Origin of the sequence: Streptomyces sp. PsTaAH-137 (assembly GCF_003259365.1) — a bacterium.
Taxonomy (GTDB): Bacteria; Actinomycetota; Actinomycetes; order Streptomycetales; family Streptomycetaceae; genus Streptomyces.
Window position 1 is genome coordinate 189,680 of sequence record NZ_QLLY01000011.1, and the last position, 20,811, is coordinate 210,490.

21 protein-coding genes and 1 tRNA gene are annotated in these 20,811 nt (G+C 72.0%); 5 read left to right on the forward strand and 17 right to left on the reverse strand.

The features are described from left to right. Position 1: 1 nt before the first annotated feature. Positions 2-76: transfer RNA gene (locus tag K377_RS24850), tRNA-Val, on the forward strand. Positions 77-126: 50 nt separating this feature from the next. Here K377_RS24850 and K377_RS24855 read toward each other — a convergent pair. From K377_RS24855 to K377_RS24870, 4 genes are all read right to left on the reverse strand, one after another. Further along, positions 127-411, reverse strand: coding sequence for a zf-TFIIB domain-containing protein (locus K377_RS24855; RefSeq protein ID WP_111665827.1), 285 nt, complete (start codon positions 409-411; stop codon positions 127-129). Positions 412-480: 69 nt separating this feature from the next. Then, positions 481-1,437 carry a phosphotransferase family protein gene (locus K377_RS24860; RefSeq protein WP_111665716.1) on the reverse strand — a complete coding sequence of 319 codons (957 nt, stop codon included), beginning with the start codon at positions 1,435-1,437 and terminating at the stop codon, positions 481-483. 232 nt (positions 1,438-1,669) lie between these two features. Continuing rightward, positions 1,670-1,894 carry a hypothetical protein gene (locus K377_RS24865; RefSeq protein WP_111665717.1) on the reverse strand — a complete coding sequence of 75 codons (225 nt, stop codon included), beginning with the start codon at positions 1,892-1,894 and terminating at the stop codon, positions 1,670-1,672. A gap of 218 nt (positions 1,895-2,112) precedes the next feature. Continuing rightward, the gene (locus K377_RS24870; RefSeq protein WP_111665718.1) at positions 2,113-2,391 is read right to left on the reverse strand and encodes a hypothetical protein; all 279 of its coding nucleotides are present in this window, start codon (positions 2,389-2,391) and stop codon (positions 2,113-2,115) included. A 199-nt stretch (positions 2,392-2,590) separates the two neighbouring features. Here K377_RS24870 and K377_RS24875 point away from each other — a divergent pair, with 199 nt between their 5' ends. Beyond that, positions 2,591-3,892, forward strand: a complete 1,302-nt coding sequence (locus tag K377_RS24875; RefSeq protein WP_161195009.1) for a serine/threonine-protein kinase — start codon at positions 2,591-2,593, stop codon at positions 3,890-3,892. A gap of 9 nt (positions 3,893-3,901) precedes the next feature. Here K377_RS24875 and K377_RS24880 read toward each other — a convergent pair whose 3' ends face one another. The 10 genes from K377_RS24880 to K377_RS24925 all read right to left on the reverse strand — a co-directional run bounded on the left by K377_RS24880 (position 3,902) and on the right by K377_RS24925 (position 16,513). Beyond that, positions 3,902-4,729 carry an RNA methyltransferase gene (locus K377_RS24880; RefSeq protein WP_111665720.1) on the reverse strand — a complete coding sequence of 276 codons (828 nt, stop codon included), beginning with the start codon at positions 4,727-4,729 and terminating at the stop codon, positions 3,902-3,904. A 54-nt stretch (positions 4,730-4,783) separates the two neighbouring features. Continuing rightward, positions 4,784-6,019, reverse strand: coding sequence for a uroporphyrinogen-III C-methyltransferase (cobA, locus tag K377_RS24885; protein WP_111665721.1), 1,236 nt, complete (start codon positions 6,017-6,019; stop codon positions 4,784-4,786). Between the two features lie 217 nt (positions 6,020-6,236). After that, positions 6,237-9,401, reverse strand: coding sequence for a nicotinate-nucleotide--dimethylbenzimidazole phosphoribosyltransferase (cobT, locus tag K377_RS24890; RefSeq protein ID WP_111665722.1), 3,165 nt, complete (start codon positions 9,399-9,401; stop codon positions 6,237-6,239). A gap of 355 nt (positions 9,402-9,756) precedes the next feature. Next, positions 9,757-10,983 (reverse strand): precorrin-6y C5,15-methyltransferase (decarboxylating) subunit CbiE, encoded by a 1,227-nt coding sequence (gene cbiE, locus K377_RS24895; RefSeq protein ID WP_111665723.1) that lies wholly within the window; start codon positions 10,981-10,983, stop codon positions 9,757-9,759. 151 nt (positions 10,984-11,134) lie between these two features. Further along, a complete protein-coding gene (locus K377_RS24900; RefSeq protein WP_111665724.1) occupies positions 11,135-11,773 on the reverse strand; it encodes a GNAT family N-acetyltransferase in 639 nt (212 codons plus the stop codon). Positions 11,774-11,941: 168 nt separating this feature from the next. Next, the gene (locus tag K377_RS24905) at positions 11,942-12,754 is read right to left on the reverse strand and encodes a MetQ/NlpA family ABC transporter substrate-binding protein (protein WP_111665725.1); all 813 of its coding nucleotides are present in this window, start codon (positions 12,752-12,754) and stop codon (positions 11,942-11,944) included. Next, the gene (locus tag K377_RS24910) at positions 12,754-13,584 is read right to left on the reverse strand and encodes a MetQ/NlpA family ABC transporter substrate-binding protein (RefSeq protein ID WP_111665726.1); all 831 of its coding nucleotides are present in this window, start codon (positions 13,582-13,584) and stop codon (positions 12,754-12,756) included. The genes K377_RS24905 and K377_RS24910 overlap by 1 nt, the downstream gene beginning before the upstream one ends. 71 nt (positions 13,585-13,655) lie before the next feature. Further along, complete coding sequence (locus K377_RS24915; RefSeq protein WP_111665727.1) at positions 13,656-14,375, reverse strand: methionine ABC transporter permease; 720 nt, start codon at positions 14,373-14,375, stop codon at positions 13,656-13,658. Beyond that, on the reverse strand, positions 14,372-15,436 hold the full coding sequence (locus tag K377_RS24920) for a methionine ABC transporter ATP-binding protein (RefSeq protein WP_161195010.1): 1,065 nt from the start codon (positions 15,434-15,436) through the stop codon (positions 14,372-14,374). Before K377_RS24920 ends, K377_RS24915 begins: the two co-directional genes overlap by 4 nt. A 426-nt stretch (positions 15,437-15,862) precedes the next feature. Then, positions 15,863-16,513 (reverse strand): HAD-IA family hydrolase, encoded by a 651-nt coding sequence (locus K377_RS24925; RefSeq protein ID WP_111665729.1) that lies wholly within the window; start codon positions 16,511-16,513, stop codon positions 15,863-15,865. Positions 16,514-16,584: 71 nt separating this feature from the next. Between K377_RS24925 and K377_RS24930 the strand changes: the two genes are divergently transcribed. Both K377_RS24930 and K377_RS24935 read left to right on the forward strand, forming a co-directional pair. Then, positions 16,585-16,944 (forward strand): hypothetical protein, encoded by a 360-nt coding sequence (locus tag K377_RS24930; protein WP_111665730.1) that lies wholly within the window; start codon positions 16,585-16,587, stop codon positions 16,942-16,944. Beyond that, positions 16,925-17,410, forward strand: a complete 486-nt coding sequence (locus K377_RS24935; RefSeq protein ID WP_181512635.1) for a hypothetical protein — start codon at positions 16,925-16,927, stop codon at positions 17,408-17,410. The genes K377_RS24930 and K377_RS24935 overlap by 20 nt, the downstream gene beginning before the upstream one ends. 43 nt (positions 17,411-17,453) lie before the next feature. On the opposite strand, the gene K377_RS24940 is transcribed toward K377_RS24935, so the two are convergent. The 3 genes from K377_RS24940 to K377_RS24950 all read right to left on the reverse strand — a co-directional run bounded on the left by K377_RS24940 (position 17,454) and on the right by K377_RS24950 (position 19,777). Next, positions 17,454-17,954 (reverse strand): GNAT family N-acetyltransferase, encoded by a 501-nt coding sequence (locus K377_RS24940; RefSeq protein WP_111665732.1) that lies wholly within the window; start codon positions 17,952-17,954, stop codon positions 17,454-17,456. A 39-nt stretch (positions 17,955-17,993) separates the two neighbouring features. Continuing rightward, positions 17,994-18,521, reverse strand: a complete 528-nt coding sequence (locus tag K377_RS24945; protein ID WP_111665733.1) for a sigma-70 family RNA polymerase sigma factor — start codon at positions 18,519-18,521, stop codon at positions 17,994-17,996. A 74-nt stretch (positions 18,522-18,595) separates the two neighbouring features. Next, a complete protein-coding gene (locus tag K377_RS24950) occupies positions 18,596-19,777 on the reverse strand; it encodes a glycerophosphodiester phosphodiesterase (RefSeq protein ID WP_111665734.1) in 1,182 nt (393 codons plus the stop codon). A 341-nt stretch (positions 19,778-20,118) separates the two neighbouring features. On the opposite strand from K377_RS24950, the gene K377_RS24955 reads away from it, so the two are divergent. After that, positions 20,119-20,748, forward strand: coding sequence for a 1-acyl-sn-glycerol-3-phosphate acyltransferase (locus K377_RS24955; RefSeq protein WP_237551424.1), 630 nt, complete (start codon positions 20,119-20,121; stop codon positions 20,746-20,748). Positions 20,749-20,811: the final 63 nt, after the last annotated feature.

The window sequence follows — 20,811 nt, forward strand, 5'->3', positions numbered from 1 at the left end:
CGCGCGATTAGCTCAGCGGGAGAGCGCTTCCCTGACACGGAAGAGGTCACTGGTTCAATCCCAGTATCGCGCACCAGCAAGAAGCCCCCGGTCCTCGTGACCGGGGGCTTCTTCGTGTGTCAGGGCTCAGGAGGAGAAGAGCATCCGGCCGAAGCCGCGCTGGTGGTGGCCGTGGTGCCCGTGGTGGCCGCCGTGGTGCGGGGCGCCCCAGGCGGGGGCCGGGGCGGCGGGATAGGCCTGTGGGGCGGGCGGGGCCGGTGGGGCCTGCTGCTGCCACTGGGATTCGAGGCGGGTCAGCGACTCCAGCTCGCCGTAGTCCAGGAATATCCCGCGGCAACCGCTGCACTGCTCGATCTGGACGCCATTGCGGTTGTAGGTGTGCATCGGTGCGTGACACTTGGGACACTGCATGGTCGGCTCAACTCCCTGCCGGTCGGTGCTGCTTCGCCGGAACACTTCCCGGCTTCCGTCCCCCGCACCCTACTTGGCCGGATCGGTCCCCAACTGGGTCGGCACGGATGCCATGCGGGCACAGGCGTCGACGACCGCTTCCTCCACCTCGTCCAGCACACGTCCCGCTCCGGTGGCCTTCGCCACGGCGAGGGCCGCCGTCTGCACGGTGAGCGCGCGGGCCGGTACGTCGAGGGCCGGCCAGGGGTCGTCGAGGCTCAGCTCCTTTGCGCCGCCCGTGCGTTGGTAGGCGGTCAGGAAACGTATCCAGTCCTCGGCGGGCAGCAGACCGCAGGCGAACCAGGCCGCAGGACGCGCCAAGTCCCATGCGGGGTCGCCGAGTCCGAGGTCGTCGATGTCGATGAGGAGCCAGGCCGCAGGGTCGGCCGGGTGGCGGACCAGCTGGCCGAGGTGGAGGTCGCCGTGGCAGAGCGCGCGGGCGTGGTCGTACGGGGCCTCGGCGCGGGCCCAGGGCGGCAGGGCGCGCCAGGCGGCGAGGATCGGCGGCGCGGCCGGATGACCGGGAGCGGCGGCGCGCAGGCGGTCCAGCGCGGCGGCGGCCTTGAGCGGGCCCCGCATCGCGGGCAGGCCGGGCGGCAGCCGGTGCGCCGGGACGCTGTGGAGGCGGGCCAGGAGGGCGCCGGCGGCCTCCCACGGCGCTCGTTCGGGATGGTCCGGGTCGACCGGGGTGCCGTAGGGCCAGAGCGTGACCAGGCGGTCGTGCAGGGGCGACGCGGTGGGGCGCAGCGGCGGCAGGAGTACGCCGGTCAGGGCGGGGTGCGCGGCCACGGCGAGACGGCGGTCGAGGTCGGCGGGGTCCGTGCCGGGGCCGTGGGCCTTCGCGACGGTGTCGCCGTGCCGGACGACGGCGCCGTCGGGGCGGTCCGCGAGCGTCGTCGCGCCGCAGACGCACGGGATGCCCGCCGGGTGGGCGGCCGTACGGGCCTTGGCGCGCAGCTCGGGAAGGATGGGCGTGGAGGTGGTCACGGGTCCCCCGGGTGTGGTGCGTGGTCGCGCCGAGCCTACGGCTCCCGGCCCTCGCGCGTACCCCCGGGAAAAGGGGATCCGGAAGACCGGGAAAAGCGGACCGAAAAGCAATACTGCGCGCAGCTCCCCAGCTGCGCGCAGTATTTGTGCCGTCCGCCGCACCCCCGTCCCCACGGGGTTTCATGGCCGGATGTCCCCGCCCGGACCGCTCTTCCGGGTCTGGAGGCGCCGCTCAGCGCCCCAGCATCACGCCCACGGACGACGCCTGTGTGACCATCGCGTCCCAGCCGCCGAAGACGACGACGAGCAGGGCAGCGAGAGGAAGGACCATGGCCGTGGCCACCAGGGGGTGGCGCCGGCCGGTGGCGGGGCCACCGAAGAGGCCGAACAGGCCGGACGCGCCGGCCCGGCCGATCCGCGTGCGGAACGCAGTGGTCCGCGATGCCGTGTCCGCCATGGCCCTCTCCCTTCCCGGTCAAGATTCTGTTGTCCTGTGTGGTTGGCAGCGGCGGGCACCTGACCTCGGGGGACGAGTGCTGCACCCGCCGCTTGACCTCAAATCTACGGTCGCCGCACGTCCCGGTCGTCATGCCCTCGTACCGATTGCCGGGCCTCCCGGAGGATGAGCGCTTCCGGCTCGTGTACTCCCCTGGGTGGAGACGGTGGCCCGTGGGGCTACGAGGTCTCGGGGTCTTCCCCCAGGGAACGGCCCGTCCGCGCCTCCCGCTCGGCCGCCTCCTCGCGCGGCACCGGCTGCTCGACCAGGGCCAGCACCCGGGTCGCCATGAAGCGCGCGGTGCGCACCACGGAGCCGGACCGGGTGACTTCGCTCACTTCCACGACTCCCCTGCGCACCGCCGTCTCCACTCTTCGACCGGCGCGGCTGGCCACCACCTCGTACGTGCGTGTCGTGTCCCCGGCGTCCACGACTATCTCGACCCGATCACCCTTCATGGGCTCAATCCCCCTTCTGCGACGGGTGGTTGGGATATCGGGCGGTATGGATCCGCCCTGCTCCCGCGCTCCCTGACCACTCTTCAAGTTTCCCACCCGGCACTGACAATCGAATGGGCCGTGAGGGCGCGGCCTCTGCGCGCAGCCGGGCGCGGAAACGTAAGCTGTGGCTCGTCAGACGGACCGGGCAGCAGCGGGGATGGACATGGCGATGATGCGCCTGAGGCGCGAGGACCCGCGCGTCGTCGGCTCGTTCAGGCTTCACAGACGGCTCGGGGCCGGCGGGATGGGCGTGGTCTATCTCGGCTCCGACCGCAGGGGCCAGCGGGTCGCGCTCAAGGTGATCAGGCCGGATCTGGCGGAGGATCAGGAGTTCCGGTCGCGCTTCGCGCGCGAGGTGTCCGCCGCACGGAGGATCCGGGGCGGGTGTACGGCGCGCCTGGTGGCCGCCGACCTGGAGGCCGACCGTCCGTGGTTCGCCACGCAGTACGTGCCCGGCCCCTCGCTGCACGACAAGGTGGCGGAGGAGGGCCCGCTGGCCGCGGCCGACGTGGCCGCCGTGGGCGCCGCGCTGTCGGAGGGGCTCGTCGCCGTGCACGAGGCGGGCGTCGTGCACCGGGACCTCAAGCCGTCCAACATCCTGCTGTCCCCGAAGGGGCCGCGGATCATCGACTTCGGTATCGCCTGGGCGACCGGCGCCTCGACGCTGACGCACGTGGGGACCGCGGTGGGCTCCCCCGGCTTCCTGGCGCCCGAGCAGGTGCGCGGGGCCGCCGTCACCCCGGCCACGGACGTGTTCGCCCTCGGGGCCACCCTCGCGTACTCGGCGATGGGCGACTCGCCGTTCGGTCACGGCAGTTCCGAGGTCATGCTCTACCGCGTGGTGCACGAGGAGGCGCAGCTGCACGGGGTGCCGGACGCACTGGCACCGCTGCTGCGCGCGTGTCTGGCCAAGGATCCCGAGGAGCGGCCCAGCACGCTGCAACTGTCGCTGCGGCTCAAGGAGATCGCGGCCCGCGAGGCCCAGGGCCTCGGTGAGGCGCGGCCGCCGGCGCAGCGGATGGCGGAGCAGGACCGGCCGACGGGGCGGCTCGCCCACCCCACCGAGCGGCACGATGCGCACGAGCAGCACGAGCAGCAGCGCACGCAGCGGCGTACCCAGCCGGGCACGGCCACGCCCCGGCCCAGCAACGGGCGGACCGGCGGCGGCTCCCGCAACAGCACGTCGCGGTCGGGCAGCAGGCCGGCGCCGCGCAGTGGCGCGGGGCGTCCGGCGCCGCGGACGAACGGGACGGGGACGGGCAAGCGGCTGCGCCCCGCGAATCCGCGGCTGCTCGGCCAGCGGCTCTTCGTGTTCGTGGTCGTGACGCTGCTCGTGGCGCTGGCCATCGCGGCCATGCAGGGCTGCCAGGGTCCTTCGCGCGGCCTGGGCGACCTCGGTGTGCCGCACGCCAGTGCGACGCAGCCGCGGACGCCGTCCGCCGGCGACAGCGCGGGCTGAGCGCTCCGATCAGAGTTCGGGGCGGCCGGTGGCCACCGCGTAGAACGCGACCGCGGCCGCCGCTCCGACGTTCAGCGAGTCCACGCCGTGGGCCATCGGGATGCGGACCCATTCGTCGGCGGCCATGAGGGCCTTGGTCGTCAGGCCGTCGCCCTCGGCGCCGAGCATCAGAGCCACCCGGTCCATCCGGTGCGGGGCCACCTCGTCCAGGGACTTCGCCCGCTCGGCCGGGGTGAGCGCCAGCAGGCTGAAGCCCGCCTCGCGCACCGACTCGAGCGACTTCGGCCAGGTCTCCAGGCGGGCGTAAGGCACCGAGAAGACCGCGCCCATGGAGACCTTCACCGAGCGTCGGTAGAGCGGGTCCGCGCAGTCCGGGGAGAGCAGGACCGCGTCCATGCCCAGCGCCGCGGCCGAGCGGAAGATCGCGCCGATGTTGGTGTGGTCGTTCACCGACTCCATGATCACGACACGCCGGGCCGTCGCGAGCAGGTCCTCGGCCGTCGGCAGCGGCTTGCGCTGCATGGAGGCGAGGGCGCCGCGGTGCACGTGGTAGCCGGTGACCTGTTCGGCCAGGTCGGGGGCGACCGCGTAGACCGGGGCGGGGACCTCGTCGATGACGTCGCGCATGACGTCGACCCACTTGGCGGAGAGCAGCATCGAGCGCATCTCGTAGCCGGCCAGCTTGGCCCGGCGGATGACCTTCTCGCCCTCGGCGATGAACAGGCCCTCGGCGGGTTCGCGCTTGCGGCGCAGCTCCACGTCGGTCAGGCCCGTGTAGTCGCGCAGGCGCGGGTCGTCGGGGTCCTCGATGGTGATGAGACCTCTGGGTTCAGCCACGGATCGATACTGCCTTGTTCTGGTTGTGGTGCCAACGGTTGAGTACTGCTCTTGCTACCGCTGGTTACGTGTGGGGTTCTCGTGGACCACCGCGCCGACGACGATGACCGCCGGGGGCTTCACGCCTTCCGCGACGGCCCGCTCGCCGACCGTGGCGAGGGTCGCGTCGACGCGGCGCTGGGCGGACGTCGTGCCCTCCTGGACGAGGGCGACGGGGGTGTCGGCCGGCTTTCCGTGCGCGATCAGGGCCTCGGCGATCTTTCCGATCTTGTCGACGCCCATGAGGATCACGAGGGTGCCGGTCAGCCGGGCCATCGCCGGCCAGTCGACGAGGGAGCGCGCGTCGTCGGGGGCGACATGGCCGCTGACCACGGTGAACTCGTGGGCGACACCGCGGTGGGTGACGGGGATGCCGGCCGCGCCGGGCACCGATATCGAGCTGGAGATGCCGGGCACGACGGTGACCGGGATGCCCTCGGCGGCGAGCGCCTGGGCCTCCTCCATGCCGCGGCCGAAGACGTAGGGGTCGCCGCCCTTGAGGCGGACGACGGCCTTGCCCTGCTTGGCGTGGTCGATGAGGGCCTGGTTGATGGCCTCCTGGACCATCTGACGGCCGTACGGGATCTTCGCCGCGTCGATCACCTCGACGTGCGGCGGGAGTTCGTCGAGCAGGTCGCGCGGGCCGAGCCGGTCGGCGATGACGACGTCGGCCTCCGCGAGGAGCCGGCGGCCGCGGACCGTGATCAGGTCGGGGTCGCCGGGGCCGCCGCCGACCAGGGCGACGCCCGGGGTGCGGGTGCGTTCCGCGGTGACCGTGCCGTCGCGCAGGGCCTCGACCAGCGCGTCGCGTACCGCGGCCGTGCGGCGCGGGTCGCGGTCGGCGGCCTCGGTGGACAGCACCGCGACGGTGACGCCCTCGGTGCGGCCGGTGGCCGGGGTCCAGGCCGTCGCGGCCTCGGCGTCGTCGGAGCGGACGCACCAGGTGCGGTTGCGCTCCGCTTCGGCGGAGGCCAGGTCGTTCGCGGCGCGGTCCGCCGTGGCGACGAGGACGTACCAGGCGCCGGTCAGGTCGCCCTCCTCGTAGCGGCGACGGGTCCACGTGATCTCGCCCGCGTCGGCCATGGCCTCGACGGAGGGGGTCGCGGACGGGGAGATCAGGGTGATGTCCGCGCCGGCCGCTATCAGCGCGGGCAGCCTGCGCTGGGCTACCTGGCCGCCGCCGATCACTATCGTCCTGCGGTTCGTCAGGCGGAGGCCGACGGGGTATGCGGGGTGCTGGGGGGACGGCATGGCGGGCGGCTCCTGGCGGCGGGCTCGGGGGCTGCGACTTTGGAGCCCTGTGACGTGCAGGTTCTGGTGAGGGCAGCTTATGTCGGGGCCTCTGTGACAGTCACCCGGCACCGTAGGGCTGTGCCCACCCGTTCCGTCCCCCACAGCCTTGAGGGCGTGGGAGGTGCCCCCGGACGGAACGCCTGCCCACAGCGCGGAGCTGTGGGCAGGCTTGCGTCTACTTCTCGGTGACGCCCGCCGAGTCGAACGTCGCCACCTCGTGCATCGCCCGCGCCGCGCTCTGGACGATCGGAAGGGCCAGGAGGGCGCCGGTGCCCTCGCCGAGGCGGAGGTCGAGGTCGACCAGGGGGCGCAGGCCCAGCTTGTTCAGGGCCGCGACATGGCCGGGCTCGGCGCTGCGGTGGCCCGCGATGCAGGCCGCGAGCACCTCGGGGGCGATGGCCCGGGCGACCAGGGCGGCCGCACCGGCGCTGACGCCGTCGAGGATGACCGGCGTACGCAGCGAGGCGCCGCCCAGGAGCAGGCCGACGAGGGCCGCGTGCTCCAGGCCGCCGACCGCCGCGAGGACGCCGATCGGGTCCGCCGGGTCGGGCCGGTGCACGTCGAGGGCGCGGCGCACGACCTCGATCTTGCGGGCGTGCGTCTCGTCGTTGATGCCGGTGCCGCGGCCGGTGACCTCGGCCGGGTCGACCTCGGTGTAGACGGAGATCAGGGCGGCCGACGCCGTCGTGTTCGCGATGCCCATCTCGCCGGTGAGCAGCGCCTTGTTGCCCGCCGCGACCAGGTCGCGGGCGGTCTCGATGCCGACCTCGATGGCCGCCTTGACCTCTTCGCGGGTCAGCGCGGGACCGGTCGTCATGTCGGCGGTGCCGGCCCGCACCTTGCGGGGCAACAGGCCGGGCGTGGCCGGGAGTTCGGAGGCGACGCCCACGTCGATGACGCAGACCTCGGCGCCGACCTGGTTCGCGAACGCGTTGCAGACCGCGCCGCCGCCCAGGAAGTTCGCGACCATCTGGCCGGTGACCTCTTGCGGCCACGGGGTGACGCCCTGGGCGTGCACGCCGTGGTCGCCCGCGAAGATCGCGACGGCCGCGGGCTCCGGGACCGGGGGCGGGCACATCCGGGACAGGCCGGACAGCTGCGCGGAGATGATCTCCAGCATGCCGAGCGCCCCGGCGGGCTTCGTCATGCGCTTCTGCCGCTCCCAGGCCTCGCCGAGCGCCTTGGCGTCCAGCGGGCGGATGTTGGAGACGGTCTCGGCGAGCAGGTCGTGCGGGTCCTCGCCGGGCAGGGCCCGACGCCCGTACGTCTCCTCGTGGACGACCCAGGACAGCGGGCGGCGCTTGGACCAGCCCGCCTGCATCAGCTCGGGCTCCTCCGGGAACTCGTCGACGTAACCGACGCAGAGGTAGGCGACGACTTCGAGGTGGTCGGGCAGGCCGAGCGTGCGGACCATCTCGCGCTCGTCGAAGAACGAGACCCAGCCGACGCCCAGGCCCTCGGCGCGGGCGGCGAGCCACAGGTTCTCGACCGCGAGCGCGGAGGAGTACGGCGCCATCTGGGGCTGCGTGTGCCGGCCCAGGGTGTGGCGGCCGCCGCGGGTCGGGTCGGCGGTGACGACGATGTTCACCGGGGTGTCGAGGATGGCCTCGATCTTCAGTTCCTTGAACTGCTTCGCGCGGCCCTTGGGCAGGGACTTCGCGTACGCGTCCTTCTGCCGCATGGCCAGTTCGTGCATCGTGCGCCGGGTCTCGGCGGAGCGGATGACGACGAAGTCCCAGGGCTGGGAGTGGCCGACGGACGGCGCCGTGTGGGCCGCCTCCAGGACGCGGAGCAGCACCTCGTGCGGGATGGGGTCGCCGCGGAAGCCGTTGCGGATGTCGCGGCGCTCGCGCATCACGCGCAGGACGGCCTCGCGCTCGGCGTCGTCGTAGCCGGGGGCCGCGGTGCCGATCGGCTCCGGCTCCCCCGCCTCGGGCAGCGGCTCGGGCTCGGGCTGCGCCTCGTCGACGAGCTGAACGGGCTGGGCGTCCTGGAGCAGCTGAGGCTCGTGGACGGGCTCCGGGGCGACCTCGATCAGCTCCGGCTCCTCGTCGGCGACGGGCTCCTGCACCATGACGGGCTCGGGCACCGGGGCCTGCTCGGGCGTCGGGGCCGCGGCGGGGCCGCCGTCGCGCGGGGCGGGCACCGAGGCCGCGATCTCGATCTGCTCAGGACCCTCGGCGGGCTCGGGCTGCTGCTCGGGCTGTTCCTCGGCCGCCTGCGGGGCGACCGGCACCTCGGCGAGCGCCTGCTCCTCGGGCTCCGGCTGCTGAAGCGGCTCGACCGGTACCGGGCCCAGCGCGATCGGCGCCTCGGGCTGCGGCTCGGGCTCCGCCGGGGCCACGGGCTCCGGGACGGGCTGCTCGGCGATCGGTTCCAGCGGCTCCTGCTGCGCGACCGGCTCGGCGGGCTGCGGGAGCTGCTCGGCCGGGGCGACCGGCTCGGGCTGGGCGATCTGCTCGGGCTCAGCGGCGACCGGCTCGGGCATCTGCTCCGCGGCGGGCTCCGGCATCGGCGGGACCGTCATGGCGTGCGGCGGCGTCGGGGCCAGGTGCGGGGTCGTGGGCACGACGCCCTCGACGGGCACGAACTGGCCGAGCGGCTGCTGCCCGGTCTCCTGCGGCATGCCGTACGGGTCGGCCTGCTCGGCCTGGCCCGCGTAGGCACCGACCGGGGCGGGCTCGGCGACCGGCGCGAACTGCGCCGCGGCCACCTGCTCCTGCGGGACGGCGTACGCCTCCGGAACGACCGTTTCTGCGGGGATCTGCGGCATTTCGAACCCCGGCTGCGGCTGCGCGTCCGCGGACTCCCACGGCGCGGCGCCCTGCGGCGGGATGTCGAGGTACTCGGGACCCGTGGTGGGCGGACCCGACTGCCGTACGGGCATCGGGTTGGCCGGGGTCTGCTGCGCGGGGCCGCGGTCGGCGAGCGAGCGCACGGTGCCGCCCGTCTCGGGCGTGGGCGGGCCCATGTGCAGCGGGCGGCGGGCGGGGCCCTGGTTCACGGCACCGGCGGCGGCCGGCTGGTTCTGCAGGTGCATGCCGCCCATGTCGTGGTGCCCGCTGTCGCGGCCGGCCATCTCGTGCGGGCCCGGCTCGTGCGCCTGGGGAGCGGGCGCGGCGGCATAGCCCTGCTGCGGCGCGGGGGCCGGGATCTGGGCCTCGTACGGCTGGCCCCAGGCACCCTGGGAGCCCGGCATCAGGAGGAGTTCGTCGTCCTCGGCGGTGGCTTCGGCGGGATCGAGGTAGGTGTACGCACCCGGGGCGGGAACGCCCGGCTGGTCCACCGCGCCTGCGTTCTCCGGCAGCCCCTCGCCCGGAACCTGACCGGTGTCGGTCATGCCTACCCCTCGCCCATCGATGAGAACTTGCCGGCCGCCCCGGGCCCGTGGCCCGGTGAGCAACCCCCTTGACCGGAGCGGTGCGTCAACCGCCCGTCATGATGAACGAGCGTGCGCGCCGCGCGGCACGAACCGCCCCGGACAACAGGCATTGTCCCGGTCGGAACGCGGCCACGGAACGTAGATCACCCATGGCCTTCTGTGGACTGCGCCACGTTGCGCGTCCTCCGGTCGGCGCCGTACCACAACACGCCCCAAAGGTGGCGCGCTTTCCGGACATTGACCGACGAATTGTCGGACGCCACGGCGCGGTACAACGATCGGCCAGCCTACCGCGCGTACTGGGCCGTCCGGGTCACGGGTGGCGGTCCGGCAGGCGTCCGGACAGGAGGAATCCCACAGTCCGCTCCTTCTCCGTCCAGACGCGAGTGTCCAGTTCGACGGATTGCAGAAGGGCGCACTCGACGTCGTAACCGTGCTCCGTCAGGTCCCTGCCGATGAGTTCGGCCGCGTCGCGTGTCGCCGCGTGCGCGACGATCCGCGCGGGGCGGCGGTCGGCGACCGCCGAGACGACCGCCGCTCCCCCGCCGCCGACCCGGACGACGTCGGGCTCGGGCAGGTCCTCCAGGGCGTGCGGAGCGGTGCCGTGCACGATCTGCGCCTGGACGCCGAAGCCGCGGACGGCCGACAGGGTGCGGGCGCAGGCGTCCTCGTCGCGGTCCACGGCGATGACGGCGGCGCCGAACCGGGCGGCCTCGGCGGTGAACGCGCCGCTGCCGCAGCCGATGTCCCACACCAGGTCGCCGGTCCTCGGTCCGAGGCGGGCGAGTTGGGCCGCGCGCAGCTGTTCGGTCTCGCCCTCGCCGAAGGGGCCGGTGTACTCGGCGGCGGGCAGGGCCCAGCCGCGCGGGGCGGAGGCCGTGTCCCGCGGCTCGCCGCCGGCGAGCCAGCCGCCGTTCTCCGGGGCCGGAGTGGTGACCGTGCCGCCGGCGACGATGACCACGTTGGGGTCGCGCCAGGTGTGGTCGGCGGCCTTGTCGGAGGTGACGACCGTGACCTGTTCGCGGTCGGTGCCCAGCTCCTCGCAGATGACGAAGGTGCGGTGGACGCCTTCGAGGAGCAGGCCGAGTTCGGCGGGGCCGGCGCCGGGCGAGGTGAGGACGGCGACCTTGGTGTGGGCCCGGCACACGTTCACCGCGCGGCGCAGGGTGCGGCGGTGGGCGACGACCACTTGGGCGTCGTCCCAGGGCATGCCGGCCCGGGCGAAGGCCTGGGCGACGGAGGAGACGGCCGGGACGACCTCGACCTCCAGGCCGTACTCGGGGGCGCGCAGGGTGCGCACGACGCCGAAGAAGCCGGGGTCTCCGTCGGCGATGACGACGGCGGTGCCGCGGTGCCCGGTGATCCGGCGGGCGGCGAGGGAGACGCTGCCGAGCCGGACGCGCTCGGCGCGCCCGGGCACTTCGGGCAGCGCCAGGTGGTGGGCGGCGCCGGCCACGAGGGTGGCCGCGCCGAGTGCGGAACGGGCTGCCGCGGTCAGGGGCGAGCCGTCCCAGCCGATCACCGTGACCCGGTCGGCCATCGTTGTCAGTCTCCAGGAGAGGTGCGGATGCGTACGCGAGAGGGAGCCGCCGATGGGCAGGGCCGGGCGGGGCACCGTGAGCGTACCTGCTGGATCCGGCCGTTGCCTGTGCGTGGGTTCCGGTCTCTTTCCGGACCGTTTCCCGGCCGCGTCAGTTCCAGTCGGAGAACGCGGTGAATCCGCCGGCCTCGGCGAGCTGCTCGGTGACGCCCTCGATGTCCTCGGGGAGCAGGCTCCACACGATGAAGTCGGTACGGACGTCGGCCCAGGTGCCGTCCTCGGTGCGGGTACGCGCTATGCAGGCGCCCCGCAGCACGCCCTCGCTGATGCAGCCGATCTTCTGGGCGACCTGCTGGGCGGCGGTGTTGTCGGCGGCGGTGCGCAGTTCGATGCGCTCCAGGGCCTGGTCGCGGAAGAGCCACTGGGCGGTGGCGAGCGCCGCCTCGGAGGCGTAGCCCTCGCCGCGGGCCCAGGGGGCCACGATGTACGACAGTTCGGTCGCGCGGACGTGCCAGTCGGTCCCGGTGAGCCGGATGACGCCGACCAGGCGCTGGGTGAGGAACTCGGTGACGGCCAGGACCAGTCCGGTGCCGGCCGTGCGCTCGCGCGGGGCGTACTCCCTGATCCAGGTCCGGGCGTCGTCCTCCGTGAAGGGCTGCGGTACCGACGTCCAGGCGGCGACCAGCTCGTCGTTCATCATCTCGGCCAGGGCGGGGACGTCGTCCTCGTCGAGCGCACGCAGCACCAAGCGCTCCGTGCTGATGGAGATCTCGGGGAAGGTGGTCGTCATGGGCCGCTCCGTAACCTTCGTGGCCGCCTGTCGTCCCTCGTGTCGGCCGGGGGTGAAGTGCCCAGCATGCAGCATGCAGGCACGTAACTGCACATGGGGGCCGCCCCTGTTGCCGGGAACGGCCCCCATGTGGGGTGTGTCTGCGGGTCGTACGGCCCGTGCGTTGCCTCAGGCCGGAAGGACCGAGCCCTTGTACGTGTCCTCGATGAACTTCTTCACCTCGGGCGACGTGAGCAGTTTCGCGAGCTTCTTCACGCGCGGGTCGTCCTCGTTGCCCTTCTTGACGGCGAGGACGTTGTTGTACGGGTTGTCCTTCACCGCTTCCAGGAGGATGGCGTCCTTCTGGGGGCTCAGGTCGGCGTCGAGCGCGTAGTTGTTGTTGATGACGGCCGCGTCGACGTCGCTCAACGAGCGCGGCAGCTGCGCCGGTTCGAGCTCCTTGAACGTCAGGCCCTTCGGGTTCTCCGCGATGTCCTGGGGACTCGCGTTCGCGCCCGCGTCCTTCTTGAGCTCGATGACGCCCTTGGAGGCGAGGAGTTCGAGCGCCCTGCCTTCATTGGTGGTGTCGTTGGGCAGTGCGACGGTCGCGCCCTCGGCGAGCTTCGTGACGTCGTCGACCTTCTTGGAGTAGACGCCCATGGGCGGCAGGTACACGTCGGTGACCGCGCTCAGGGTGGTGCCCTTGGACCGGTTGAAGTCCTCCAAGTAGGGCGTGTGCTGGTAGAGGTTGGCGTCGAGGGTGCCGTCCTGGAGTGCGGTGTCCGGCAGGACGTAGTCCGTGAACTCCTTGATCTCCAGGTCGAGTCCGGCCTTCTTCGCCAGGTGGTCCTTGACGTACGCGAGGACCTCGCCGGCCGGGGTCGGGGTGGCCCCGACGACCAGCGTGCCGTTCGCGCTGTCGCTCTTCTCCGATCCGCAGGCCGTGAGGCCGAGGGCGAGTGCCCCGGCGATCACGGCAGCGGGAATCGTGTACGTACGCATCAGAAGGAGGGGAGCACCGAACCCTTGTACTTGTCCTCGATGAACTTCTTCACCTCGGGGGACGTGAGGAGCTTGGCGAGCTTCTTCACGCGCGGGTCGTCCTCGTTGCCCTCCTTGACCGCGAGGACGTTGTTGTACTTGTTGTTCTTCGCCGACTCCAGGACGAGGGCGTCCTTGGCCGGGCTGAGGTCGGCACCGATGGCGTAGTTGCCGTTGATCACCGCGGCGTCGACGTCCTGGAGGGAGCGCGGGGTCTGGGCCGCCTCGACCTCCTTGAACGTCAGGTCCTTCGGGTTCTTCGCGATGTCCTGGGGGGTCGCGGTGGCCTCGGAGCCGCTCTTGAGGGTGATGAGCCCGTTGGCGGCGAGGAAGCGCAGGGCGCGGCTCTCGTTGTCGGCGTCGTTGGGGACGGCGATGGTGCCGCCCTTCTTGATGCCGTCGATCTTCGTGGCCTTCTTGGAGTAGAGGCCGAGCGGCTCCAGGTGGACGGTGGCGACGGACTTCAGGTGCGTGCCGTTCTTCTTGTTGAAGTCCTCGAGGTACGGCACGGTCTGGAAGTAGTTGGCGTCGACCGAGCCGTCCTCGGTGGCGTTGTTCGGCTGGACGTAGTCCGTGAACTCCTTGACCTCGAGGTTGAGGCCGGCCTTCTTCGCCAGGTTCTTCTTGATGTAGTCGAGAACCTCGGCGTGCGGGACGGGAGTCGCGGCGACGACCAGCGGGTCGGACGCCTTGGCCTTGGTGTCGCCCTTGTCGGAGCCGCAGGCGGTGAGACCCAGGGTGAGGGCGCCGGTGGCGAGGACAGTTGCGGTGATCTTGGTGGTGTTACGCACGAAAAGTGCCTTTCTCCATGGTGGTGCAACCCGCCGGGTGGGGCGGGGAGTCAGGGAATCGGGAGCTTCCGTCAGGCGCTGGTGGACGCCGTTCTGAGGAAGGCCCGGAAACGGAGCGGTTCGCCGCCCTTGCCCGCACGGCGGTGCAGGACCCGGGCGCCGCTGTCGCCGGCGAACTGGATGATCGCGATGGTGACCGCGAGGATCGCCACGATGATCCACATCATGGACGTCTCGAAGCGCTGGTAGCCGTAGCGGATGGCGAGGTCGCCGAGGCCGCCCGCGCCGACCGTGCCGGCCATCGCGGAGTAGCCGATGATCGCGATGATCGTCGTGGTGGTCGCGGAGATCAGCGAGGGCAGCGACTCGGGGACGAGGACCTTGCGGACGACGGTCCAGGTGTTGCCGCCCATCGACTGCACGGCCTCGACGAGCCCGCCGTCGACCTCGCGCACGGAGGTCTCGACGAGCCGCGCGAAGAACGGGATGGCGCCGATGGCGAGCGGCACGATGGCGGCCTCGCGGCCGATGGTGGTGCCGACGATCCAGCGGGTGAAGCCCATCAGGGCGACCATCAGGATCAGGAACGGCATCGACCGCACGATGTTCACGATCTGCCCGATCACCTTGTTGGCGACGGCGTTCTGCACCATGCCGCCACGGTCGGTGAGGACGAGCAGGACGCCGAGCGGCAGGCCCGCGACGACGGCGATCAGCGTGGACCAGCCGACCATGTAGAGGGTGTCCCAACACGCCTGGGACAACAGCGGCTGCATCTCCGACCAGGTCACTTGGACACACCTTCCTTCAGCAGTACGGACGCGGCGGCGTCGCGGGACGGGCTCTCGGCGTTCTCGGCGATGTCGACCTGGAGGCCCTGCTCGCGCAGGAAGCCGATGGGTACGACGTTGTCCTCGTAGCGGCCGGGCAGTTCGATGCGCATGCGGCCGACCTGCTTGCCGGCAACGGTGTCCATCGCGGCGCCCAGGATCGAGATGTCGATGTTGTACGTGCGCGCGAGCTGCGAGACGACCGGCTGGGTCGTCGACTCCCCGTGGAAGGTGACGTCGATGACGGTGCGGTCGGCGCCGGACGCGTCGCCGCTGACGGGGAAGAGCGCGGCGGCGAGTTCGGAGCCCGGGGTCGCGAGGAGTTCGCTGACCGTGCCCGACTCGACGATCCGCCCGTGCTCCATGAGGGCGGCGGAGTCGCAGACGGTCTTGACGACGTCCATCTCGTGCGTGATGAGCAGGACGGTCAGGCCGAGCTGCCGGTTGAGGTCGCGCAGGAGCTTGAGGATCGAGCGGGTGGTCTCCGGGTCGAGGGCGCTGGTGGCCTCGTCGGAGAGCAGCACCTTCGGGTCGCCGGCCAGTGCGCGGGCGATGCCGACGCGCTGCTTCTGGCCGCCGGAGAGCTGCGCCGGGTAGGACTTCGCCTTGTCGGCGAGGCCGACCAGGTCGAGGAGTTCCAGCGCCTTGGAGGAACGTTCCTTCCCCGTCTTGCCGAGGATTTCGAGGGGCAGCTCGATGTTGTCCTGGACGGTGCGCGAGGACAGCAGGTTGAAGTGCTGGAAGACCATGCCGATGCGGCTGCGTGCCTCGCGCAGTTCCTTGCCGGCGCGCGGGCCGCGCCCGGCGAGGGCGGTGAGGTCCTGGCCCGCCACCGTCACGGTGCCGGAGGTGGGGCGCTCCAGGAGGTTCACGCAGCGGATCAGCGAGGACTTGCCGGCGCCGGACTGGCCGATGACGCCGTACACCTCGCCTTCGCGCACGTGCAGATCGACGCCGTCGAGGGCGGTGACCTCGCGGCCGCGCGAGCGGTAGACCTTGGTGAGGCCCTGGGTGGTGATCACGTGGATGTCCGTCACTGTCGAGTGCGCGGCACGGGTGGCGCCGGGCACGGGGCATTCATTCGGAACTGAAGGAGTTTCCGGGCGCGCGACAGGTTCTCGCGCCGACGCGGGGCCGGCGCTGATGTCCGTACGGAGAAGCTGTGCGCGGGGCAGGCCCGGTCACGTAGGCGAACTGTTTCTCCCTGCGGAGTCACTCCCTACGGAACAGGGCGCGCGGGTCTCGCTTCGGGGCGCGAGATCAGGCGGTGGGGGCCCTCAGAAGGCGCACATTCGACACATACAACGAGCACCGGGCGTCAGGGTCGCCTCGGTCGCAAGGGTGCGGCTGCTCGTCGTGGTCATGCGGGCAAGTAAAGCAGACGTGAGGACGCGATCCACCACGGCTGTCCGAATAGCGGACAGCCGTGGATGGTGGCCGGGGGCTGCTCAGGGCTCGGCGACGACCTCCACGCCCGCCTCCGTGACCAGTGCTGACACGGCCGACAGGTCCTTCACCACGACGTCGGCGGAGAGTTCGGCGGCCGCGTGCGTTGTGGTCAAGGCCACGGTCGTCATGCCGCCGGCGCGGCCCGCGGCCAGCCCGGCCGGGGCGTCCTCGAAGACGACGCAGCGCGCCGGGTCCGCGCCCAGTCGCGCGGCGGCGAGCAGGAACGGCTCCGGGTCGGGCTTGCCGCGCGTGATGTCGTCGGCGGCGATGATCAGCGGCGGGGTGATGCCGACGGCCGCGAGCCGGGCCGCGGCGAGCCGGTGGGTGGCGGAGGTGACGACGGCCCAGCGGCCCTCCGGGAGCGCGTCGAGGAGTTCGCGGACGCCGGGCAGCAGGTGCGTGCCGCCGTTGGGCACGTCCTCGGTCTCCAGCTCCTCGATCCGGGCGACGGCCTCCAGGACCCGCCCCGGGGGCAGCAGGTCGGCGACGATCTCGACGGCGGGGCGGCCGTGCAGCTCGATGGCCGCGAACTGCTCGGCGGTGATCCCGTACTCCTGCGCCCAGCGGGTCCAGCAGCGGTACACGGACTCCAGCGAGGAGACGAGAGTTCCGTCGTTGTCGAAGAGGAGGGCGTCCGCGGTGATCTTCATACGTCGAGCGTACGGGCGGTGGGCCGGGGGCGCGGGCGGCGGGTCATTTCGGCCGTAATAGGCTCTCGGCCATGCTTGATGCCCTGACCCTGGTGACGGGTCTCGCCGCGCTCGCGCTCGCGGCCTGGTGCGGCTTCGCCGCCTCTCGCGACCAGCCCACCAAGGACTGGCACTTCATCGGCATGGCCGTGGTGTCGGTGCTCGCGCTGGTGCAGCTGGTGGTCGGCATCGTGCAGCTGGCGCGCGGCGAGAAGCCGGACCAGGGCACGACGATCTTCGTCGCCTATCTGATCGGGGCGTTCGCGTGCGTCCCGGCGGCGGGGTTCATGTCGCTGGCGGAGCGGACCCGGTGGGGGTCGGTGACCGTCGCGGCGGGCGGTGTGGTGCTGGCCGTTCTCGAAGTGCGGCTCTATGACATCTGGGGAGGATGAGGTGGCTGTGGCCTCTTCGGAGAAGGCGTCCGGGAAGCGGGAGCAGAAGCGGCGGCGACGGCTGATCAGCGGGCCGGGCATGCTGCTCGTGTGGCTCTACGGCGTCATGGTCGTCGGCGCCGTGTCGCGCTCGGCGGTGCAGATCTCCACGGACTTCGGCAAGGCGCCGCTCGCGTACACGCTGTCCGCGGTGGCGGGGGTCGTGTACGGGTTCATCACGTACTCGCTGGTGCGCGGCGGGGACCGGGCGCGGCGGGCCGCGTTCGCCTGCTGTGCGCTGGAGCTGGCGGGGGTGCTGATCGTGGGCGTGTGGACGCTGGTGGAGCCGTCGGCGTTCCCGGACGCGACCGTGTGGTCGGACTTCGGGATGGGCTACCTCTTCATCCCCGTGATCCTGCCGCTGACCGCGATGTACTGGCTGCGCAAGGGCGTGCTCCGGCACGGGGCCGAGGCCGCGGAGGCCTGAGCCTCTTCGTCGGTGCGGCCGGGGCGGGGCCCCGGCCGTCCGGTCAGACGCCGGTGAGGGTCGGCGCCTCGGTCTCCTTCGCCAGGGTCACCAGGGTCAGGCGCTCGTCGACCTTCTCGGTGGTGACCGGGGCGTAGCCGTGCCTGCGGTACAGACGCAGGTTGTGGTCGCTGCGGTGGCCCGTGAAGAGTTCGAAGCGCTTGGCCGTGCCGCCGGTGACCAGCTGGGCCTCTATGGCGGCGAGCAGCCGGCCGCCGAGACCGTGGCGCCGCAGCCGCGGGTGGACGATCAGCTTGCCGATGTGCGCCGTGCCGTCGGCGTCGGTCGTGCCGCGCACGGACGCCACCACTTCGTCGCCCAGGCGGGCCACGAGGACGGTGCCGCTCGTCAGTTCGCCCCGGAGCGACTCCAGGCTCTGGGTGAGCGGTTCGATCGAGTAGTCGCCGTAGAGCTGTGCCTCGCTCTGGTAGCAGAGGTACTGCAGTTTGAGGATCTGCTCGGCATCCTCTTCGGTCGCCGCAGAGATGGTCACGCTCATGCCCATGTGTGCATGCCTCCCGCTCACCTGTCCGCCATGTGTCCCTCAGCCTTTTCCCCTGTGGGCCCGCGGCGCAACCTCGGCGGCCATGATTCTGCGCAGGCAACCCAGACATCTGGAACGTTCCGGCCCAAGGCTGCCCTGTGAGATACCCAACTCGCCCGCGATCTCCCGGTACGTGAGGTCGTGCGGGGACAGCAGGGCGCCGATGAGGCGGGGGCAGCGTCCGGGCAGTCGGCGCACGGCCGCGTGCAGGGTCCGGGCCCGTTCCCGGGCGAGCGTGCGGCGCTCCGGGTCGGACTCGTGCGGGTCGGCGGCGGGCTCGGCGGCGCCGGGCCGTTCGGCCGGACCGGTGCGGCGCAGACGGCGGGCCTCGTCGTGGACCGTCCGGGTGAGCCAGGCGGCCGGGTCGGGCGGCGGGCCCTGTGCGGCGAGCCGTTCGAGCAGGCGCAGCCAGACGTCCTGCTCCAGATCGGCCCGGTCGTCGCGGTCGGCGGCGGCGGGGAGTTCGGCGTGCGCCTCCGCGGCGAGCAGGGGGCGCAGGGCGTCGAGCACCCGGATGTCGTACGTCATGTACGTCGGGACGGGGCGGGTCCGGCCGCCGGTTGCCGGGCCCGCCCGTGATCACTCCAACCGGCGCTCGCCGGTCAGCCGTTGACGAAGTCCTCGCGGGCGAGGAGAGCGGTGTCGCAGTTGTCCGAGAAGATGCCGTCGATCCCGGTGGCGAAGTACGCCTTGAAGGCGCCGAACGCGTCGCCGTACGCGTTCGGGTCCGTCCCCTTCTTGAAGTCGGCGGGGAGGAAGGTGTTCTCGTTGCGCATGGTGTACGGGTGCAGGATGAGGCCCGCCGCGTGCGCGTCCTTGACGAGGGTGGTCGGGGCGAGGAGCTTGCCCGCGGCGTCCTTCGGGATGATCAGGTCGAGGGTGGGGCCGATGCCGTTGGCGTACCCGGCGATCTCGGCGAGTCCCTTGGGCGTGATCAGGTCGGCGACGGTGCGCGGGTCGCCGCTGTCGACGAAGTCGGCGGGGCGGGAGTTCGCCGTGGAGAGCAGCACGGCCAGCGGGTTGTCGACGAGCTTGTTCAGGCGCTGGATGCTGGTCGGCTCGAAGGACTGGAGGATGACCGGCGAGTTCTTCCGGTGCAGCCCGTGGGCGCGCAGGATCCTGGCGAGCCGCTCCTCCAGGCCGAGGCCCAGCTTGCGGAAGTAGGTGGGGTGCTTGGTCTCGGGGTAGATCCAGACCTCGCGGCCGCGCTTCCTGCTCTGCTCGGCGCGCCAGGCGAGGACCTCCTCGAAGGTGGGGATCTCCCAGCGGCCGTCGTACAGGGTGTTGTGCTGGCGGGTGCCGGGGATGCGCTCCTTGGCCCTGAGCGTCTTCAGCTCGGCGAGCGTGAAGTCCTCGGTGAACCAGCCGGTCGTCGAGACCCCGTCGATGATCTTGGTGGTCTTGCGGGAGGCGAACTCGGGGTGCGCCGAGACGTCCGTGGTCCCGCCGATTTCCGGCTCGTGACGGCATACGAGGTGGCCGTCCTTGGTCGGGACGATGTCCCCGGCCTCGATGACGTGGGCGCCCATGTCGAGCGCCAGCTGGTACGAGCCCAGGGTGTGCTCGGGGCGGTAGCCGCTGGCTCCGCGGTGGCCGATGACGGTCGGCACGGGCAGGCCCTTGATGCCCTGTCCGCCGTGTTTTCCGCCACTCGTGCCGGCCGCGGCGGGCGCGGCGAGGGCGGCGGCGCCGGCTCCGAGCACCGCGGCGCCGAGGAGCGAGCGGCGGCCCACTCCTGTGGTTCCCCGGGTCTCCCGCGCAGCCTGTGACTTCTCGTTCCCCATGAAGCACTCCTCCCGACCGGTCGTGCCTTGCACCTGTCAAAGCGGTCCCGATCGTAGGTGGGCGGGAGTGACGAACGGGAGACCTCGTGCGGAACGGGAGGGTGTGGTGAGGTGACCGCTGAGGGTCACCGGTACGTCAACGGTGCGCTAACCCAGGTCAACTCTGCGTATCCACTCCGTGAACCCGATGTGCGACCGGCCCGCAGGCGCGAGTATCGTCCTCACCTGCACAGACCGTCACGGCCGATCCCGAGCCGTGACCGACCGAAATCTTGACACTCTCGACATCGGAGGGCCCGTTGTCCCGCTTCGCGCTCATCAAGGCAGTGCTCGGACCGATCATGCGCCTGATGTTCCGCACCCGTGTGGAAGGCGCCGAGAACATCCCGGGCACCGGTCCCGTCATTCTGGCGGGCAACCACCTGACCTTCATCGACTCGATGATCCTGCCGGTCGTCTGCGACCGGCAGGTGTGCTTCATCGGCAAGGACGAGTACGTCACGGGGAAGACGCTCAAGGGCCGGCTCATGGCCTGGTTCTTCACCGGCGTCGGCATGATCCCGGTGGACCGGGACGGTGCCAACGGCGGGGTGGCCGCGCTGATGACGGGCCGTCGCATCCTGGAGGAGGGCCGGATCTTCGGCATCTACCCGGAGGGGACCCGCTCCCCCGACGGACGCCTGTACCGCGGTCGTACGGGTATCGCGCGGCTGACGCTGATGACCGGGGCGCCGGTGGTGCCGTTCGCCATGATCGGCACGGACAAGCTGCAGCCGGGTGGCGCCGGGATGCCGCGGCCCGGGCGGGTGACCGTGCGGTTCGGGGAGCCCATGGAGTTCTCGCGGTACGACGGGATGGGGCGTGACCGGTACGTGCTGCGGGCTGTGACCGACTCCGTGATGGCTGAGGTCATGCGGTTGTCGGGGCAGGAGTATGTGGACATGTACGCCACTAAGGCGAAGGCCGCGTAGGCGTTTTCGACCCGTGCCGTGGGCCCGTCGGAGATTTCTCCGACGGGCCCGTCGGCGTTCTGG